This window comes from Aeromonas sp. 604176, assembly GCF_049170755.1.
GTDB classification, from domain to species: Bacteria; Pseudomonadota; Gammaproteobacteria; order Enterobacterales; family Aeromonadaceae; genus Aeromonas; species Aeromonas veronii_A.
The window spans coordinates 54011-73651 of record NZ_JAAKNE010000001.1 but is presented as its reverse complement, the minus strand read 5'-3'; the positions used below and the strand labels follow the sequence as shown (position 1 = coordinate 73651).

Below are 19641 nucleotides of genomic sequence, written 5' to 3'. Positions count from 1 at the left end.
CCATGTCCTCCATTCAGATTTTTGATCCCGCCCTCTGCTGCTCCAGCGGTGTCTGCGGTACCGAGGTTGATCAGGCACTGGTCACCTTCGCAGCCGACCTTGCCTGGGCCAAGGAGCAGGGCGTTGCCATCGAGCGTTTCAATCTGGCCCAGCAGCCGATGCAGTTTGCCGAGACGCCTGCCGTCAGCGCTTTTCTGACCCACGCCGGGGAGGAGGGGTTGCCACTGGTGCTGGTGGGGGGGCAGGTGGTGTTGACTGGTCGTTATCCGAGCCGCAGCGAGCTGGCCCGTTATGCCGGGCTGCCTGCGCCACAAGCGGCCATCAAGGGGATCGTCAAAGGCGGCTGCTGCTCTGGCAGCGGTTGCTGCTGAGTCGTGACGCACCATTCGGGAGAGGCTATGTACCATTTTCTGACCAATCCACCGCCGTTTCTCTTTTTCACCGGCAAGGGGGGGGTGGGCAAGACCTCGCTGGCCTGCGCCAGTGCGGTGGCGCTGTGTGATATTGGCAAGCGGGTGCTGCTGGTGAGCACAGACCCTGCCTCCAACGTGGGGCAGGTGTTTGCCACCGAGATCGGCAATCGGGTCACCGCCATCGCCGCTGTGCCCGGTTTGTCGGCGCTGGAGATAGATCCCCCCGCGGCGGCCAAAGCCTATCGGGAGCGGATTGTCGGGCCGGTGCGCGGCAAGTTGCCCGAGAGCGTGGTGCGCAGCATTGAGGAGCAGCTCTCCGGCGCCTGCACCACCGAGATCGCCGCCTTTGACGAATTCACCGCCCTGCTGACCGACCCGGCGCTGCTGGCGGAGTATGACCATATCGTCTTTGATACGGCCCCAACCGGCCACACCATCCGGCTGCTGCAACTGCCGGGTGCCTGGAGCGAATTTCTGGAGCAGGGCAAGGGGGATGCCTCCTGCCTTGGCCCGCTGGCGGGGCTGGAGAAGCAGCGCAGCCAGTATGCAGAGGCGGTCGCCGCCCTGGCTGATGCTGCCCGCACCCGTCTGGTGCTGGTGGCGCGCGCCCAGCAATCCACTCTGCGGGAAGTGGCTCGCACCCATGAGGAGCTGGCCGCCATCGGCTTGCTGAATCAGCAACTGGTGATCAATGGCCTCTTCCCCGAGGGGGCTATTGCCGGAGAGCCGCTGGCAGTGGCGCTCTGGCAGCGCGAGCAACAGGCTCTTGTACAGATGCCGCAGGGGATAAAGGGGCTGGCGCAGGATCATATCCCGCTGTTGGCCACCAATCTGGTGGGGGTCGAGAGCCTGCGCCAGCTGCTGCAACCACAGGATGCAGGTGTGCAGGTATCACTGGCAACGTCAGCCCATCTGCCAGCCCAGCCCGAGTTGAGTTCGCTGGTAGACGAGCTGGCCGCCGATGGTCACGGCCTCATCATGCTGATGGGCAAGGGCGGGGTGGGCAAAACCACGCTGGCCGCTGCCGTGGCGGTGGAGTTGGCGAGTCGCGGATTGCCGGTGCACCTGACCACCTCGGATCCTGCCGCGCACCTGAGCGAGACCCTGGCAGGTAGCCTGCAACATCTGGAGGTGAGCCGCATCGATCCCCACGCCGAGACCGAGCGTTACCGTGCCCAGGTGCTGGCCACCAAGGGGGCTGCGCTGGACGAGCAGGGGCGGGCACTGCTGGAGGAGGACTTGCGCTCCCCCTGTACCGAGGAGATCGCCGTGTTTCAGGCCTTTTCCCGCATCATTCGCGAGGCGGGCAAGCGCTTTGTGGTGATGGATACCGCCCCCACCGGCCACACCCTGCTGCTGCTCGACGCCACCGGCGCCTACCACAGGGAGATCGCTCGCCAGATGGGAAGCAAGGGGCTGCACTTCACCACCCCCATGATGCAGTTGCAGGATCCCAAACAGACCAAGGTGTTGATTGTGACGCTGCCCGAGCCGACGCCAGTGCAGGAGGCGGCCAATCTGCAATCCGATCTGCGCCGCGCGGGCATCGAGCCCTGGGGCTGGCTTATCAACCACAGCTTGCAGCAAGCCGCGGTCAGCTCGCCGCTGCTGCAACTGCGGGCCGAGCGCCAGTTGCCCTATATCGAGGCGGTCGAGCAGCAACATGCCAGCCGCTACGCCGTGGTGCCGCTACTCGCCGAGGAGCCGGTGGGGCTCGATACCCTGCGCCGCCTCTGCCAGCACCATTGAATCGCCGCCCGGCCCGCTGCCGGGGCGGCTTGAATTACACCATTTTTGAATCTTTAGAAGATGCGGGATTGCGCCGCATCGGGAGCTGTGATGTCTGCAACATGTGATGCCAAGGCCGTGCCTGCCATCGGCTTTTTTGAACGTTATCTGACCGCCTGGGTCGCCCTCTGCATTCTGGTGGGAATTGGCCTCGGGCAGGGGTTGCCGGATCTCTTCAAGGCGATCGGCGCCATGGAGGTGGCCAAGGTCAACCTGCCGGTGGGGCTGCTCATCTGGGTGATGATCATCCCCATGCTGCTCAAGATCGACTTTGGTGCCCTGCATCAGGTGAAAGGCCACATGAAGGGAATAGGCGTCACCCTCTTTATCAACTGGCTGGTCAAACCCTTCTCCATGGCCTTCCTTGGTTGGCTGTTTATTCGCGTGCTGTTTGCCGACTGGCTGCCGGCGGATCAACTCGACAGCTATGTGGCGGGGCTGATCCTGCTGGCGGCGGCCCCCTGCACAGCCATGGTGTTTGTCTGGAGCCGCCTCACCAACGGCGACCCCTACTTCACTCTGTCGCAGGTGGCGGTGAACGACCTCATCATGGTGTTTGCCTTCGCGCCGCTGGTGGCGCTGCTGCTCGGGGTCTCCAGCATCATAGTGCCGTGGGATACCCTGCTTACCTCTGTGGTGCTCTATATCGTCATCCCGGTCATCATCGCCCAGCTGCTGCGCAAGGCCTTGCTGAAAAAGGGTGAGGCCCATTTTGACGGCGTCATGACCCGCATCCAGCCCTGGTCGGTTGCGGCTCTGCTGCTCACTCTGGTGCTGCTGTTTGCCTTTCAGGGCAACGCCATCATTGAGCAGCCGCTGGTTATCGCCCTGTTGGCGGTGCCCATTCTGATCCAGGTGCTGTTCAACTCAGGGCTGGCTTACTGGCTCAACCGCAAGGTGGGGGAGAAGCACTCGGTCGCCTGTCCTTCCGCCCTGATCGGCGCCTCCAATTTCTTCGAGCTGGCGGTGGCCGCCGCCATCAGCCTGTTCGGCTTTCACTCCGGCGCGGCGCTCGCCACCGTGGTCGGGGTACTTATCGAGGTGCCGGTCATGCTGCTGGTGGTGCGGGTGGTTAACGCCAGCAAACCCTGGTACGAAGCGGGGCTAAGCCGTTAACTGATGGCCGCTAACAGCTGGCCGCGAACTGATGCTATCCATTTTCTATTCACTTGATTAATGAGAGACACGCAAATGAGTGCAATCACCATCTATCACAACCCGGAATGTGGTACCTCCCGCAACACCCTGGAGCTGATCCGCAACAGCGGCGTGGAACCCACAGTCATCCACTATCTGGATACGCCCCCCTCACGCGACCAGCTGGTGGCGCTGATCGCCGCCATGGACATGCCGGTGCGCGATCTGCTGCGCAAGAACGTCCCCCCCTACGAGGCGCTCGGTCTGGCGGAAGATCGTTTCAGCGATGATGAACTGATCGATGCCATGCTGGCTCACCCCATCCTCATCAACCGTCCCATCGTCGTCACGCCGCTTGGCACCAAACTGTGCCGTCCGTCGGAAGTGGTGCTCGATATATTGCCCGATCAGCAAAAAGGGGCCTTCGCCAAGGAAGATGGCGAGCAGGTGGTGGATGCGAGCGGCAAGCGCCTCAAGTAATCATCTGAACGCTCAAGTACGGATTGAAACAGGGCCAGCTTCACGCTGGCCCTGTTTCGTTGTGTGAACAAGTTGAAAAAGTTATTCCGGCCAATCGTTTTACCGCTTTTTCTGTGACGATGATCACTGTACCATCGCCGCCCGACCTGCCACCCGGCCGCATCTCCCCCTGCGACGGCGCTGGCGTCACCCGATACATGCTGTCACCCGGAACGTGAATGACCCCAGGATGGGACCCGCCACTAACCTGTAGGTTTGTGGTCTGCGTGTCGCGTGGGTCGGCACCTCTCCCGCCGGATCGCCCGCGACGCCTGTCTGCAGACTTGCCATATGAAACTCCTCTCTTCATAGGTGCAAGATGACACTGTTATTGAGTCTGGTCGGTATGCTGGCCCTGATGTTTATCGCCTGGCTGGCGAGTGAAAACCGCCGAGCCATCCGCTGGCGAACCGTGCTGGGTGCGCTCGCCCTGCAAACCGGTTTTGCTGCCCTGGTGCTCTATTTCCCCCCCGGACAAATCATGCTCGGTGCCATGAGCAATGGCGTCTCCGCCCTGCTCGGCTTTGCCGACAGCGGCATCCGTTTCGTGTTTGGCGATCTGGCCAGCAACGGCTTTATCTTCGCCGTGCGGGTGCTGCCGCTGGTGATCTTTATCAGCGCGCTGATTGCCGTGCTCTACCACTTCGGCATTATGCAGTGGGTGATCCGGGTACTGGGCGGCGCCATTCATCGCCTGCTCGGCACCAGCCGCGCCGAATCCCTGGTGGCCACCGGCAATATCTTCCTCTCGCAAGGTGAGTCGCCGCTGCTTATTCGTCCCTTCCTCGCCGGTATGACCCGTTCCGAACTCTTTGCGGTGATGACCTGCGGCATGGCCTCGGTGGCGGGCTCGGTGCTGGGCGGTTACGCCGGTCTGGGTGTGGATCTTAAATACCTCATTGCCGCCTCCTTTATGGCGGCGCCGGGTGGCCTGCTGATGGCCAAACTGCTGGTGCCGGAGCAGCAGCAGGTGAGCGATCAGACCGAGATCACCCTCGACAAGAGCGACTACAGCAACGCCATCGACGCACTGGCGGGCGGCGCCATGGGCGGCATGAAGATCGCCGTAGCCATCGGCACCATCCTGCTCGCCTTTGTCAGCGTCATCACCATGATCAACGCCGGTCTCACCACTGTCGGCGAGTGGTTCGGCTGGGCCGATCTCTCCCTGCAGCAGTTGCTGGGCTATCTGTTTGCTCCGGTGGCCTGGCTGATTGGCGTGCCCGCCAGCGAGATGATGGCGGCAGGCTCCCTGATTGGTCAGAAGGTGATCATGAACGAGTTCGTCGCCTATCTGGATTTTGCCAATATCAAGGCTGACCTGAGTGCCCATACCCAGATCATCATCACCTTTGCGCTGTGCGGTTTTGCCAACTTGGGCTCCATTGCGGTGCAGCTTGGCTCCATCGGCACCATGGCGCCGGAGCGCCGTCACGATGTGGCCAATATGGGCTTCAAGGCGGTGTTGGCGGCGACCCTGGCCAACCTGATGAGCGCCACCCTGGCCGGGATCTTTGTCTCGCTGGCCTGATAGCGTGAGGCAATAGCCGGCTAGCCTGCGGCTCAAACAAAAGACCCCCTCTTGCCGCTGGGCAATAGGGGGTCTTTTTATTGGTTTCGCCGGTTGGGCAACTGCGCTGCCTGCCTTTGAAAATGGTGGTAGCACTGCTTAACGCCATTTCGGCGCAGTGCCAGATAATCCGGTTCGGCGATGAGATCTGCTCCAGCATGGGACTACGCCAAACCGGGTTACTGCGTATGCCTTTATCACCTTTTTTGGCGGGGGACGTGGGCCTCGTTGCGTTTCGCGTAACGGGGCGGCAGCCGCTGCTACAGCGTGTCACCGTGCAGAATGAATAGTTTTTTAGATTGAATGTTGCATATTCAATCGATTATTTAGTTGGGCGTTTGGGGGATGAGTGGTGTCTGAATAGGGGAGCAGGTTGGCCAATGCGCCGTCAGCCAGTCTTTAAGCGGTCATACAAAGGAGACACTCTGATGGAAACACTTGACCTTAACATCGACACCATGCGCGAAGAGTTCCAGCTTCAGGAGCGCAAAAAAGCCCAAGAGAAGTGGCAAGCCCGAGTCGATGAGCTGCAACAGTTGCGGGGTGGGGAGAGACAACCGGAGGAGCAGGAAGAGTAGTGCTCGTTCCCGGGCGAAAGTTGAGGTAGCGAACGCTTTGTATCGGCTACCCGTTATCTACCACCGATAAAAAAACCACCGACCTTTTGCAGGTAGGTGGTTTTTTTATGGATTGCGGTCGATTGGATGGCCTGACTTCCGGGCCGATCAATGGGAGCAAATCCAGGGGCGTAGGGACGCGCCTACTTCGAATCGGTGACGGGCTTTTCGGAGAGCAACTCGTTAACGAGTCCTGCAGCCAGATGAATATTCGACTCCATCTTGTCACCGCCCACCGCGTTCGCTTTCCACGATTCGGGGGCTTCGGGGTGTGGCCCGGAAACGGCCACCTTGCCTGTGCCGTATGAGCTGATCAGCGCGGCAATATGATGGTTTTGAAAATGGGCGATGACCTTGACCTGCTCGGGGCTTGGCACCGGCGTAAATTGCGGGCCGGCCTGGTAATACATCTGGCGCGCTTCACCAAGCCAGGTGATCGGGAAGATCCTGGCGCTAAAGTCGCCGTCATAATCATCGGATGTGGCAGGGACGAGGCCCAGCGCCGGCACAAAGCCCTCATCTTCAGGCCAGCCGGTGGATGCCACAAATGCCCCCCCACAGATCCCGAGGTAGCGGCCACCATTCTGCAAATAGGTTTTTAACGCCGAACGCGCTTCTGCTGTGAAGGCATTGAGGAGCGGCTCAACATCGTCCTCAGTGCCGCCAACGATAAACACCCTGGCATTATCGAGCTCTGCAGGCAGCGCCTCGATATTGGAGAGATACCTGACCGGCAAGCCCAGCTGCCTGACCACATCCGCAATCGCTCTGGTGCTATCCCCATCAGAAACAGGCCCGTTATAGATCAGCGCGTACGGCTCTTGCTGCGGCTGCGCAGAGGCGGCCTCTGCCATGCATCCTGTCATTAACCAAAGGCTGATAACGCTCGCAATCCGCACGACGCTTTTTGGTACATTCATCGTTGCCACTATCCCTGTGATGTGAACCGAAGAGACTACTTATCACGATCCCGTTCTGCATGTCAGCCGCTGTTAAATGAACATTTCAAGTTAACGCGCCAACGCTGATTGGCGTTGCATTTAGCTAACAGCGAACCAATACAGTGGGTTCACTTCACCTTCACTTCACCGAGCGGGGGTAGGGTAGGCTCACGTTTCAGTTGGAGCTTTATCCTATGCCCACCATAGTCACTCACGCCGCTGTCCCTCTCTGTCTTGGACTGGGGCTTGGCAGTCGGATTATCCCACCGCGCCTGCTGCTGGCTGGGGTCGCCATCGCCATGCTGCCCGATGCCGATGTGCTCGCCTTCAAACTGGGGGTCGCCTACGGCCATGTCTTTGGCCACCGCGGCTTTACCCACTCCCTGTTGTTCGCCTTTGCCCTGCCCACGCTGGCTTTGTTGTTTCACCGTCAATTTCGGGCGAGCGCCGCTACCGTCTGGTCATTTCTGCTGGTCTCTCTGCTCTCCCACAGCCTGCTCGATTCCCTCACCACCGGCGGCAAGGGGGTTGGCTGGCTCTGGCCGTGGCGTGACGAGCGTTTCTTTGCCCCCTGGCAGGTGATCCTCTCCGAGCTCTACTGGGTCTGGCTGCCGGGAGTTGTATTGATGCTGGGATTGATGGGGTGGCGGGTGTGGGGCAGGGGGCGGTAGTGGTGGGATGGGAAAGGTTTGTTGGGTATATCGTGGCTGAGCAAAAAAATCAAAACGTGGACACCCATCTCTTTTATTCTGACGATGTGACGTTCAGCTAAAAAAATGGGTGCCCTAATTTTTTATGCTTGTCGTTTGGATTTAATTTGAGCAAATGTTATAAGTGTCTGGCAAAATGCAACAACGTCACCCATCGTTCTAAGAGAGTGCAGAGCAGGCCCCCAGTTAGCAGGCTCACCTTCATAATGATGAACTTGCAACCAACCGCCCTGTCGTGCTGAATCATGAGTTGAGTTTTTAATTTGAAAGGCTATCCCATGCTTTTCTCTAGCTAAATAAACATCAAATTCAGCATCTGTTTCATTACCAGATACTTCATAGCCATATTCTTCACCAATTGATCTGATTAGTTTTTTGCTAACTGACGGTCCATTATTTAATGCCTCTTTTGGTTAATGTTAAAAATAGTGCGTTTTTAAATAAAATTACACAAAATTAAATTTAATTGTTTTAGCTACACCACAAAAACCCTAAATAATAAAAATGCTAGGCGGAATGATCCAGACTTAAATGCTTTGTTATGTTTATTTGTATCTATGATGCCTGAGGAAAAATGTGGACATCCATCTTCTTGTGCGCTGGCTATATAGCACCCTGCTCAGAAAGATGGGTGTAATGATTTTTGAAGCAATAGCATGTCAGCCGTATATCGCTTTAAACACTAAACGTCACTCATAGTAAAAATTCCACGTGTTACGAATCACCCTTACGCGCTTTGTTAGAGCTTTCCTGCACCCTATCTAATTCCTCGAACTCTAGGTTCTCACATACTTGACAGTCAAAAAGAGATTTGAAATTAGCAGATATTCTATTTTTCATTTTGAGCACTTCCAAATCGCCAGTTAGAGTCAATACCTTTTTATTTACATGAGCCATAGCTATTATTGGATAAAGGTCGTCACTAACTGTGAATGAAACGCTGACCTCCCTTCCATGATATTTAGCCCTAAGCTTGGCTCGCCCCAATTCATCGTCATAACCTCTATGTAAATCAGCAACTTCACCAGAAAGTTGAATGTTTTTTTCGGTCTTCTTTGCTTTCAATACTTCTCGATATCCAACTATTTTCTGAGCATCGCTAGAGTATAATGATATTGGGCTATGGAATTTTTCTTCGATGAACTCTTTTGACGACCAATTAACTTTAATTTCAATATCCCTATGGGATTTGAAACCAAAAATATCTATTAACGCATCGCAATCCTTGTTATCTATTCCTAGCTCAAGTAGTTTCTGATTAATCGTATCAATATCTGATTCACGCTTAAAAACAGAGGAAACTTTAGACAGCTTTGAATAAAATAGCTTATTGATTATCCTACCAAGGGATGAAGTGCTATCAAACAAGTTAGGCTCTTCATCACTATTTATACGGTATAGAGGAGAATGGATAGCTACAACATAACTACCTATCTGAGTTTGTCCCATCCCAATATGGCTATAATAACTGCCCAAGTGCTTGTTCTTGTTCTTAAAACTTTTCATTTTGCTCGAGCAATGTTTAAGTAACTGGTAAGAAGAAGATAAAAGCTTTATACCATCATCAAATGGAATTGATCCATTTTGAACATCATCAGCAATTGCTCTCACCATTATGGCGTCAAAGTCCAACGGTGATATTTGTTTGATCAATGTATCATGGGGAACTTTCAGATATATGGATAGCTCTTCTATTGTATCTAGTAGAAGGGCGTCATAACGCTTATGGTCCTCACTCAAAGGTAGCGTTACCTCTGACTCAGGAAACTCGTAACTATGCCAGATCTGAAATGTGTCTCTAATTTCAGATGATTTGTGCCAGCCATTTTCCGCTAGGTACTTGGTTACATCATTCAAGGGTAAGTGTATACTCATATTATTAACCCTCTAGCGCTGTATTGTTCCATCAACTCAATGAGAGTGAGATTGTTAAAAGCTTGAGAAAAAGGAACTTTAACTGTCACACTAGTTTTATTGCTGACTTCTGGTTCACCTTCAAGGCTAACCCAGTAACCTGAAAACCTTACGTTTGACTGAAGTGATGAATGTTGAACCCACTCATGATTGTCCTGAGGACAGAAAACCACGATCAAAATCTTTGGGAGATCGTCAACTTCTCTTAGGTCATTGTAATTCTTTATAGGCAGAGGAACGCTCAGCTCTTGTCTTGCCATGTCTATATATTTGTAGTTAGACGTGCACTTGAGTTGTGCCAAAATGCGAGGTTTTTTCCAACGACCTTGAAAGCCTTTACCAATGAGTTCGATATCGATACTCTCATTATCAGTAGTGGGCTCACTATAATTAATCTTCGCAGCTGCACACATCAACTTTACATAGGCAGAGCTAAATCGCTCTTGAGCATCTGTAATATGTAAGCCATAGGAAGCAGGAAGCCTAGCCAAGCTTTGTCCAGTTTCCAATAATGATTCATTTTCCATTAATATTCTCAAATTAAGTATAGAGATTTCATACATCATTCTAAACACAATGAAAATGCTCTATGAAAGCCCGAACGTTTTGTTAAGGAGATGTCAAATAAATTGCTTGGCTGGTTTGCGGATGCTGTGCTTTTTGAGGAGGGCGTGTGCTTGAACAGTCTGCTAATTTTATTATTCTCATTTGTTTAGCTCCAATACGTGTATTCCGAAAATATCCAGTAACTGTTGACGGTCTTTGGCATTTATTTCTTTTATAACCATTATTTCCCCCTTTAGTGAATCTTTCTAAGGCTACTTTTTAATTTATTTATCCAGATTAGTTGTTTCTTTATTAATAAATTTGATTTGTAAGACATATAGTTCGCGTATGTTTGGCTAAAAAGCATAGGTTGGTGCTGAACGAAGTGAAGCCCAACGTTTACCGCGAATTGATATGAAATCTGTTTTACGGATCTACCACGTCCATGTTTATTGCGTTCTGTACCAACCTACAAAAAACCACGCTACCGCCCCTGAGTGACAGCTCCCAGTTCGCTGCTGTTAACCTGCGAGATAGCAACAATCGCTGTCATGGCGTTCTTCCGAGAGGTTGATTGTCATTCGGGTATCTTAAGGGGGAGGGGGGCGCGTTGAGAAGCGTGTTTTGGCGGGAATCTGTGTTGGATCAATAAATTAGTCATCAGTAGCGTTCAATTTGAGCAAATTCGGTTGCCGTAGCTTCCCCTCACCCCAACCCTCTCCCAAGGGGAGAGGGGGCTTGTTCACTGTTGCAAGGTCGCCACAGGCTGGCACGGTTTTGATCCCCCTCTTATTCGCTGTGGCGAGTCCTCTTGTCCAGACCGCGAGGCAGGAGGCCGAGCGAGCGGCGCTGGGCCATGGGCAAAATCGGGAAAGGGCGAGCACCGCTCGACCCGATTTGGCGCGAGAACATGGATGTTCGAAGCGGGCTTTGGCCGAAGCCACGGACGGCGGAGGCCAAAGGCCCATCGGCGCGTGCCGTTGGACAAGAGGATGAGCCAAAGGTACCCGACGTCAGTCGGGCAAATAAGCGGGGAGAAGACCTTTGGTGTGATTTGCTAAAGAGAGCGGGTCTTTCCAAAGTCACTCGCCCGAGCCCGAAGGGCGGGCGAAACGCTGTCGAGGGCGGCGCCCTTGTGTCCTGCGTGGCGAAGCCGCGCCATAGCATCAGCATCAATTCCGCGAACGTCTGATTACGCTTCGCTAATCAGACCTACAAGGGTGGCACCAACCAGGGATGGTGGATAACAAAAGGGAGCCCGCTTGGGCTCCCTTGCTTGTCATGGGGGTGGGCGTTTGACTGAACGCTTAGCGCAGGGTCGCGGCCTTCATCCCTTCCACAAACTCTTTCAGACGAGTGAGCATATGCTCCGGGTTCTGGTGGTGGGTCTCGATGATCTTCACCACGGCGGAGCCGGAGATTGCACCGGCGGCGCCCGCGACAATCGCTTCGCGCACCTGAGCCGGTTCGCTGATGCCAAAACCGAGCAGGGCGGGGGGGGCGTTGAACTCGCGCAGGGTATTGATCAGCCCCTCAACCGGCATGCCGGCCTTGGTCTCGGCACCGGTGACGCCAGCTCGGCTCACCAGATAGGTGTAACCATTGCCGAGCTCCGCCACCTGTTTCAGGGTCTCGGCGTCGCCATTGGGCGGGGCGATAAAGATGCTGTCGATGCCGAACTTGTCGGCGGCCGCCTTGTAAGGGGCGCACATCTGCACCGGTACGTCGGCGACCAGCACCGAATCCACGCCCGCCTGCTGGCACTTCTCGTAGAAGCCTTCAATTTTGCGCACATAGACCAGGTTGGCGTAGACCAAGAGGCCAATGGGCAGCTGCGGGTACTTGGCGCGGATGCGGCCAAGCAGCTCGAAACAGTCGTCCGGGGTGGTGTGGCTGGCAAAGGCGCGCAGGGCGGCGCCCTGAATGGTGGGGCCGTCCGCCACCGGATCGGAGAAGGGAATGCCGAGTTCGAGGGCATCGGCGCCCCCTGCGACCAGCGCATCGACGATGGCCAGCGACAATTCGGGTGTCGGGTCACCCAGCATCACGAACGGCACAAAGGCGCCCTGATTGGTCGCGTCCAGACGGGAGAAGAGTTGTGCGTAACGGTTCATGACAAGGTTCCTTCTTTCTCGAAAATGTCGGCAACGGTGAAGATATCTTTGTCGCCACGGCCGGAGAGGTTGACGATGAGCACCTGCTCTTTTTCCGGTTCACTGCGGGCCATCTTGAGGGCGTGGGCCAGCGCGTGGGAGGACTCCAGCGCCGGGATGATGCCTTCGGATTTGGCCAGCTCCTGGAAGGCGTCCAGTGCCTCCTTGTCGGTCACCGAGGGGTACTCGGCGCGGCCGATGGCGGCCAGATGGGCGTGCTGCGGGCCGACGGAGGGGAAATCCAGCCCTGCCGAGACGGAGTAGGACTCCTGAATTTGCCCCTGATTGTCCTGCATCAGGTAGGAGTGCATGCCAAAGAAGACCCCCTTGCTGCCGTGGCCCAGCGGCGCACCGTGCTCGCCGCTCTCGATGCCGTGACCACCCGGTTCGACGCCGATAAGGCGCACCGATGGCTCATCGATAAAGTCGGCAAACATGCCGATGGCATTCGAGCCGCCGCCGACGCAGGCGATCACTGCATCGGGCAGTCGCTCCTCCTTCTCGAAGCACTGGGCCTTGGCCTCTTCGCCGATCATCTTCTGGAACTCCCGCACGATAGTGGGGAAGGGGTGCGGGCCGGCGGCGGTGCCGAGCAGGTAGTGGGCCGACTCGTAGTTGGCGGCCCAGTCACGCAGCGCCTCGTTGCAGGCATCTTTCAGGGTGCTGGAGCCGGAGTGCACCGGAATGACGGTGGCGCCCATCAGCTTCATGCGAAATACGTTCGGTTTCTGGCGCTCGCAATCCTTGGCACCCATATAGACCCGGCACTTGAGGCCGAGCAGGGCGCAGGCCAGTGCCGTGGCCACGCCGTGCTGACCGGCGCCGGTCTCGGCGATGATCTCGCTCTTGCCCATCCGCTTGGCCAGCAGCGCCTGACCCAGCACCTGGTTGGTCTTGTGGGCGCCGCCGTGCAGCAGATCTTCGCGCTTCAGATAGAGGCGGGTCTTGGTGCCCTTGGTCAGATTGCGGGTCAGGGTGAGCGGGGTCGGGCGACCGGCATACTCGGTCAGCAGGGACTGAAACTCGGCGATAAAGGCCGGATCATCCTTGGCATCGACAAAGGCTTTCTCCAGCTGGAGCAGGGCCGGGATAAGGATTTGGGGTACATACATACCGCCAAATTCACCAAAAAACGGGTTGAGCAGGGTCATGGCTTCTTCCTTGTATTAGCTAAATCGAAACATCAAAAAGGGTTGCGTTACAGGTTGCGCAGTGCGCCGAAGGCGGCTGCAATCTTGTGCGCATCCTTCTGGCCCGGGGCACTCTCCACCCCGGAGTTGAAATCAAGGCCGAGGCAGCCCACTTGCACCGCCTGCAGGGCGTTGTCGGGGTTAAGGCCCCCCGCCAGCATCAGCTTGGCTTTATCGAGGGTGGCCAGCATGGCCCAGTCGAACGCCTGACCGGTACCGCCGCTCTGGTTGCCGACTTTCGTATCCAGCAGCAGGCGATCCGCCGGGTAGTCTAGGGCGGGCAGCGGCTCGTCGCTTTCTTTGCCGAGAGAGACGCCTACGGCCTTCCAGACCTGGCAGCCCGCGGGCAGCAGCGGACGCAGAGTATCGATATAGGCGGCATCCTCATCCCCATGCAGTTGCACCGCGGCTAGCCCCAACGCATCCACCGTCTTGGCAATGGTGGCGGGCTGGGCGTTGCGAAATACCCCGACGTAGGAGAGCGGTGCGCCCGCCATCACGGCGCGGGCGGCGGGGATGTCCACATAGCGCGGGCTTTTCGCCACAAAAATCAGACCGCCAAACACCGCACCCGCCTGATGGGCAGCGGCGGCGTCTTCGGCGCGGGTCAGGCCGCACACCTTGTTTTGGCCCAGTACCAGCTTGCGCACAGCCGCCTCCAGATCCGGCTCGGCCATCAATGACGAGCCCACCAGAAAGCCTTTGGCGTGGTGGCGCAGATCCGCTACCTGAGCGCGGTGATTGATGCCGGATTCGCTGATCACCACCCGATCGCTCGGGATATCTTTGGCCAGCTGTTTGGTGCGGTTGAGATCGACGCTCAGGTCGCGCAGATCCCGGTTGTTGATGCCGATGACTGGCGCACCCAGCGCGATGGCGCGGGTCAGCTCCTCCTCGTTGCTCACCTCGGTGAGCACGCCCAGACCCAGCTCCTTGGCCACCGCGAACAGGGCGCGATAGCCCTCGTCGGTGAGCACGGAGAGCATCAGCAGGATGGCGTCTGCCTGATAGTGGCGGGCCAGATAGACCTGATAGGGGTCAATCATGAAATCCTTGCAGAGCACCGGCTGCGACACGCGGCTGCGCACCCGCGGCAAAAAGGCGAAATCCCCCTGAAAGAACTTCTCGTCGGTTAGCACCGAGATGGCGGTGGCGTATTTGCCATAGATGTCGGCGATGGCCTCCGGGCTGAAATCGTCGCGGATCAACCCCTTGGAGGGGGAGGCCTTCTTGCACTCCAGAATAAAGCGGGTGGAGCCCGCCTTGAGCGCCCCGACGAAATCCCGATCGCTTGGGGTCAGCGCGCTCTGGAAGCTCTCCAGCGGCTGGGTCAGTTTGCGGGCGGCGACCCACTCCTGCTTGGCCGCCACGATCTTGCCGAGAATGGTCTGGCTGATGGAGGCCATGTTCAGAAATGCATGGGGGGCAATAAGGTCTGACATCTCGTTATCCTTGCGAAACTGGCTCTTGCCCTGCGGGCGTTCTGAATGACTGTTGTGCAATGTGGTGGCTGACATCATGCCTCCTGATGACCCGCTTCCTGATGGCTTAAAGTGGCGAGGCGGGCAGCGAGCTCCGCTGCCTTGCCGCTCGCCAGCACCGCCAGCACCTCTGCCGCTGCGCTCTTGAGATCGGTCGCCTTGCCCGCCATCAGCAGCAGCGGCGCCACATTGGCGGCAATGGCGGCGTTGTGGGCCGGGGTGCCACGCCCTTCCAGAATGGCGGCGGTGATGGCGCGGTTCTCTTCAGGCTCACCGCCCTGAATGGCGCTGACCGGATAGGTCTCGAGGCCAAAGTCAGCCGGGGTGATCAGAAACTCGCGGATCTCGCCGTCACGGATCTGGGCCACCTGGGTCGGGCCGTGGATGGCAATTTCATCCAGCCCGGCGCCGTGAACCACCATACCGGTTTTCAGCCCCAGTGCCAGCAGGGTTTCTGCGATGGGGCGCACCAGCTCGGGGGCATAGACCCCCATCAACTGATAGGTGGGACGAGCGGGGTTGATAAGCGGCCCCAGCACGTTGAACAGGGTGCGGGTCTTGAGGGCCTGACGCACCGGCATGGCGTGGCGCACCCCGGCGTGGTACTGGGGGGCGAACAGGAAGCAGATGCCGAGCTCATCGAGGCAGCGGCGCGCCTGCGCCGGGCTCATGTCGAGCTTGATGCCCATTTTGTCCAGCAGATCGCTCGAACCCGACTTGCTCGAGACCGAGCGGTTGCCGTGCTTGGCCACTTTCAGGCCGCAGGCGGCGGCGACCAGCGCCGAAGTGGTGGAGACGTTGATGGTGTTGAGGCCATCGCCACCGGTGCCAACGATGTCGCAGAAGGCATAGTCCGGACGCGGGAAGTCGCGTGCTTCTGCCAGCAGCGCCTCGGCGGCGCCGGCGATCTCCTCCGGGGTCTCTCCCTTGATCTTGAGGGCGGTCAAGAGACTTGCGAGCACGATGGGATCCACTTCGCCACGTACCACCTGACCGAAGGCGTCGCGGGTACTTTCACGGCTCAGAGACTGACCCTGATAGAGGGTGTTGAGATGTTGATGCATGTTGGTCTCCTTACCGCACACTGCTTTCTGGACGGGTGATATGGGCGAGCGCCTGAGTCAGCAGACGGGCCCCTTCCGAGGTCATGATGGATTCCGGGTGGAACTGGAAACCCAGCACCCGCTCATCCTGCTGCTCGATGGCCATGGGCATCCCCTGATAGTGGGCAATCACCGTCAGCTCTTCCGGTACATAGGTGGCGACCAGCGAGTGGTAGCGGGCCACCGGCAGCGGGCTCGGCAGACCGGCGAAGGCGCCGTGGCCGTTGTGCTCAATCAGCGAACGCTTGCCGTGGACGATCTCGCCCGCCGCACCGACGGTGCCGCCGTAGGCTTCGCACAGGGCCTGATGGCCGAGACAGATGCCGAGGATAGGTACCTGACCGCGGGCCAGTTTGATGAGATCAATCAGGCAACCCGCTTCGTGGGGAGCACCCGGGCCCGGCGAGAGCACCAGCACGGCGTCCCCTTCACAGGCGGCAATCTCGCTCATGATGCGGCTGGCCGGCAGGCTGTTGCGGTAGATCCGCACCGGATAGCCGAGGGAGCGGAACTGGTCGACGAGGTTGTAGGTAAATGAATCGAAGTTATCGAGCAGGAAGATGTTAGTGGCAGTTGATCCGGTACTCATTGGCTCACGTCCTTATGTTGCTCCTGCTGGGCGCTCAGGGCTTGCAGGGAGGTGCCATGGCTGGCGGCGATGGCGGCCAGCACGGCGGCAGCCTTGGCGCGGGTTTCGTCCGCTTCGGCTTGCGGCTTGGAGTCATAAACTACCCCGGCGCCGGCCTGTACGTGGGCCACGCCATCTTTGACAAATGCCGAGCGGATGACGATGCAGGTATCCATCTCGCCTGCGCCGTTGATGTAGCCAACCGCACCGCCGTAGCTGCCGCGGCGCTTGCCTTCCACCATGCGAATAAGCTCGCTGGCGCGGATCTTCGGTGCGCCGGTGAGGGTGCCCATGTTCATGCAGGCCTGATAGGCGTGCAGGGCGTCAAGGTCGGAACGCAAGGTGCCGACCACCTTGGAGACCAGGTGCATCACGTGGCTGTAGCGATCCACTTTGAGCAGCTCCTTGACGTAGCGGGTGCCGGGCTCCGAGATGCGGGCGATGTCGTTGCGCCCCAGATCCACCAGCATCAGGTGCTCGGCCACCTCTTTTTCGTCCTGACGCAGCTCCAGCTCGATACGGCCATCGAGATCCCGGTTGATGCTGCCATCCGGGTTGAAGCCGCGGCGGCGGGTACCGGCGATGGGGTACATCTCCACATCGCGGCTGGCGGCGCAGAATTTCACCGCGCTCTCCGGCGAGGCGCCAAACAGGGTGAAGCCCTCATCCTGTACGTAGAACATGTAGGGGCTGGGATTGGTCTGCTTGAGGCGGCGATAGGCGGCCAGGGGGCTCGGGCAGGGCAGGGAGAAGCAGCGGGACGGCACCACCTGGAAGATGTCGCCACGGCGGATAAAGCCCTTGAGCTTCTCCACCTCGGCGCAGAACTGCTTGTCGCTCTTGTCCACGCTCATGCCGCCGGTCAGGGGTTGGGTGGTCAGCTCGGCGCAGAGGGGTTGCTGGCATATCTGTTTGAAGTCGGTGAGCCGTTCGGTCAGGCGGGTGTATCTGTCTTCAACCTGGCTTTCGTCGCTGTCGCCGCCAAAGATGCAGGCCAGCAGTTGAGTGGTGCGTTCGATATGGTCGATGGTGATCAGGGTTTCGGCCACATAGAAGCAGTAGTCGGGGCAGTCATTGCTCCCCTGTGGCACTTCGGGCAGATCTTCAAAAGAGGCGATCAGGTCGTAGGCGAAGCTGCCCGCCATAAAGAGGGCTTCTTTACCCAACTGGCAATCAAGCTCCCGCTGCAGGGTGCGCAACACGTCCAGCACGCTGCTCCCCTTGAGGCGGGAATCTTCGTCCTGCTCCCGATCGGAGGCCGGGAAATCGAGTTGCAGCTCGCCATCTACCAGTGAGCGGGCAACCACCGCAGGCAGCCGCTCTGCCAGCAGGCTCTGCAACTGGGCGCCGTTGTCGTTCAGGCTGCGCACCCGCACGGTGCGGCCACGGCACTCGATGCGCAGGCAGGCGTCTACCAGCAGCAGGCTCTGTTTGCCCGCTTTGGAGTCGATCTCCACCGATTCCAGCAGCAGGTTGTTGGGGCGGCCCTGACAGAGGCGGGTATAGAGCGCCAGCGGATCGGCCACATAGGGGGCGTTGAGCTTGAGGGTATCGAATTCACCCAGAGGAAGGCGATGTGTGGCTGTCATAGTGCGTTCCCTTGCGTGTGATGTGTTTTACCGATGTTCATGACGTTGAATTCCTTGAAAATTTAATTGGTCCGGGGTGGCTGGTTCAGGGGCGCCATCGCCAGGTCAGCTTGCTTGTCTGAATTCTCGGTTTCATCACAGGTCCATTTGCCGGATAATAAAAAAGCCCGCTGGGGTCAGCGGGCTTTTTCTTTGGGTTCTTAATTTGCTGTCAGATTACAGGTACAGCAACGACCACACGCCCGCATGTCAGGGAGTGTGCCACCACCAGATGGTCAGGATGGAAGTCGTTTGCATGATAAAGTCCTGTAAAAAGATGTTTGCAATGAAGTGCCTACAGAAAACGATAAAGCCGCGGCCAAGTCAAGTCGCTTTTTAGCCTTCTTTCACCGATTTGCCATGAATGGTGACCTGACCACGAGAGCGGAATAACCTGATGAGATTCGATCTTCACTGCCATACCACTGCCTCCGACGGGGTGCTGAGCCCAGCCGAACTGGTGCGCCGCGCCGCCGAAAAACAGGTCGAGGTGTTAGCAGTTACTGACCACGACACCCTCGCCGGGCTTGATGAGGTGCGTCGCACCATCGAAGCTGAGCTACTGCCGCTGCGACTGGTGAGCGGGGTCGAGATCTCCACCGGCTGGGAGCATCACGAAATTCATATCGTGGCGCTGGGGGTGGATGAAAAAAATCCGCAGTTGACCGACTTTCTGGCCGGTCAGCTGGCGCGCCGTGAGGCGCGTGCGCTGGAAATCGGGCGTCGTCTGGAGAAGTGCCTCATCCCCGGCACCTATGAAGAGGCCAAACAGTTGGCCGGTGACGCCGCCGTGACCCGTGCCCACTTTGCCCGGGTGCTGGTGGCGCGCGGGGTGGCCGACAACATGCAGAAGGTATTCAAAAAGTACCTGAGCCGTGGCAATAAAGGCTATGCTCCGGCCGAGTGGCCCGAGATGAGCGAAGCCATCGCTGCCATTCACGCCGCTGGCGGGCTGGCGGTGCTGGCTCATCCGAGCCGTTACGATCTCACCGCCAAGTGGATCAAGCGGCTGCTGGTGGCCTTCAAAGCGGCAGGTGGCGATGCCATGGAGGTCTCGCTGCCTCAGCAGAGCCCGCAGGAGCGGGCCAATCTGGGCCAGTGGGCCAAGGATCACGACCTCTATATCTCGGTGGGATCGGATTTTCACTTCCCCTCCAACTGGACCGAGCTGGGCCGCCACCTCTGGCTGCCCAAAGAGGGGATGCCCGTCTGGTTGGCCTATCCAAGTCACTTTGGGCTCACCACCGAGCAACATGCCGAGCTGCTGGCGAGCCGGTAACGGCGCCAGCGAAATAGGGAACAA

17 protein-coding genes are annotated in these 19641 nt (G+C 57.8%); 8 read left to right on the top strand and 9 right to left on the bottom strand.

Features of this window, described 5'->3' with window-relative positions; genetic code table 11:
* The first annotated feature begins 2 nt into the window (after nucleotides 1–2).
* The 6 genes from arsD to G5358_RS00280 all read left to right on the top strand — a co-directional run bounded on the left by arsD (nucleotide 3) and on the right by G5358_RS00280 (nucleotide 6005).
* Entirely contained in the window at nucleotides 3–371 is a 369-nt protein-coding gene (gene arsD, locus G5358_RS00305) for an arsenite efflux transporter metallochaperone ArsD (RefSeq protein WP_421171749.1), read from the top strand.
* A 27-nt stretch (nucleotides 372–398) separates the two neighbouring features.
* Nucleotides 399–2162 (top strand): arsenical pump-driving ATPase, encoded by a 1764-nt coding sequence (gene arsA / locus G5358_RS00300; RefSeq protein WP_421323368.1) that lies wholly within the window; start codon nucleotides 399–401, stop codon nucleotides 2160–2162.
* A gap of 90 nt (nucleotides 2163–2252) precedes the next feature.
* Nucleotides 2253–3317 (top strand): ACR3 family arsenite efflux transporter, encoded by a 1065-nt coding sequence (arsB, locus tag G5358_RS00295; protein ID WP_005338173.1) that lies wholly within the window; start codon nucleotides 2253–2255, stop codon nucleotides 3315–3317.
* Between the two features lie 75 nt (nucleotides 3318–3392).
* Nucleotides 3393–3818: a glutaredoxin-dependent arsenate reductase gene (gene arsC / locus G5358_RS00290; protein ID WP_421323367.1), complete on the top strand. Its 426-nt coding sequence runs from the start codon at nucleotides 3393–3395 to the stop codon at nucleotides 3816–3818.
* A gap of 358 nt (nucleotides 3819–4176) precedes the next feature.
* A complete protein-coding gene (locus tag G5358_RS00285) occupies nucleotides 4177–5388 on the top strand; it encodes a NupC/NupG family nucleoside CNT transporter (protein ID WP_071911985.1) in 1212 nt (403 codons plus the stop codon).
* 467 nt (nucleotides 5389–5855) lie between these two features.
* A complete protein-coding gene (locus tag G5358_RS00280; RefSeq protein WP_005347375.1) occupies nucleotides 5856–6005 on the top strand; it encodes a hypothetical protein in 150 nt (49 codons plus the stop codon).
* A 182-nt stretch (nucleotides 6006–6187) separates the two neighbouring features.
* Here G5358_RS00280 and G5358_RS00275 read toward each other — a convergent pair whose 3' ends face one another.
* Nucleotides 6188–6964 carry a BPL-N domain-containing protein gene (locus G5358_RS00275; protein WP_421323366.1) on the bottom strand — a complete coding sequence of 259 codons (777 nt, stop codon included), beginning with the start codon at nucleotides 6962–6964 and terminating at the stop codon, nucleotides 6188–6190.
* Nucleotides 6965–7179: 215 nt separating this feature from the next.
* On the opposite strand from G5358_RS00275, the gene G5358_RS00270 reads away from it, so the two are divergent.
* Nucleotides 7180–7656, top strand: coding sequence for a metal-dependent hydrolase (locus G5358_RS00270; RefSeq protein ID WP_421323365.1), 477 nt, complete (start codon nucleotides 7180–7182; stop codon nucleotides 7654–7656).
* 753 nt (nucleotides 7657–8409) lie between these two features.
* On the opposite strand, the gene G5358_RS00265 is transcribed toward G5358_RS00270, so the two are convergent.
* From G5358_RS00265 to G5358_RS00230, 8 genes are all read right to left on the bottom strand, one after another.
* A complete protein-coding gene (locus tag G5358_RS00265) occupies nucleotides 8410–9570 on the bottom strand; it encodes a hypothetical protein (RefSeq protein ID WP_421323364.1) in 1161 nt (386 codons plus the stop codon).
* Nucleotides 9567–10175 (bottom strand): DUF4365 domain-containing protein, encoded by a 609-nt coding sequence (locus G5358_RS00260; protein WP_421323363.1) that lies wholly within the window; start codon nucleotides 10173–10175, stop codon nucleotides 9567–9569. Before G5358_RS00260 ends, G5358_RS00265 begins: the two co-directional genes overlap by 4 nt.
* Before the next feature lie 1287 nt (nucleotides 10176–11462).
* Nucleotides 11463–12269 (bottom strand): tryptophan synthase subunit alpha, encoded by an 807-nt coding sequence (trpA, locus tag G5358_RS00255; RefSeq protein WP_421323362.1) that lies wholly within the window; start codon nucleotides 12267–12269, stop codon nucleotides 11463–11465.
* The gene (trpB, locus tag G5358_RS00250) at nucleotides 12266–13459 is read right to left on the bottom strand and encodes a tryptophan synthase subunit beta (protein ID WP_005347359.1); all 1194 of its coding nucleotides are present in this window, start codon (nucleotides 13457–13459) and stop codon (nucleotides 12266–12268) included. Before trpB ends, trpA begins: the two co-directional genes overlap by 4 nt.
* Before the next feature lie 47 nt (nucleotides 13460–13506).
* Complete coding sequence (trpCF, locus tag G5358_RS00245) at nucleotides 13507–15015, bottom strand: bifunctional indole-3-glycerol-phosphate synthase TrpC/phosphoribosylanthranilate isomerase TrpF (protein WP_421323378.1); 1509 nt, start codon at nucleotides 15013–15015, stop codon at nucleotides 13507–13509.
* A complete protein-coding gene (gene trpD / locus G5358_RS00240) occupies nucleotides 15015–16043 on the bottom strand; it encodes an anthranilate phosphoribosyltransferase (RefSeq protein ID WP_268012311.1) in 1029 nt (342 codons plus the stop codon). The genes trpCF and trpD overlap by 1 nt, the downstream gene beginning before the upstream one ends.
* Before the next feature lie 10 nt (nucleotides 16044–16053).
* Complete coding sequence (locus G5358_RS00235) at nucleotides 16054–16671, bottom strand: aminodeoxychorismate/anthranilate synthase component II (protein WP_013723977.1); 618 nt, start codon at nucleotides 16669–16671, stop codon at nucleotides 16054–16056.
* Nucleotides 16668–18299: an anthranilate synthase component 1 gene (locus G5358_RS00230; protein WP_236297535.1), complete on the bottom strand. Its 1632-nt coding sequence runs from the start codon at nucleotides 18297–18299 to the stop codon at nucleotides 16668–16670. Before G5358_RS00230 ends, G5358_RS00235 begins: the two co-directional genes overlap by 4 nt.
* Before the next feature lie 436 nt (nucleotides 18300–18735).
* On the opposite strand from G5358_RS00230, the gene rnm reads away from it, so the two are divergent.
* Entirely contained in the window at nucleotides 18736–19617 is an 882-nt protein-coding gene (gene rnm / locus G5358_RS00225) for an RNase RNM (protein ID WP_421323361.1), read from the top strand.
* Nucleotides 19618–19641: the final 24 nt, after the last annotated feature.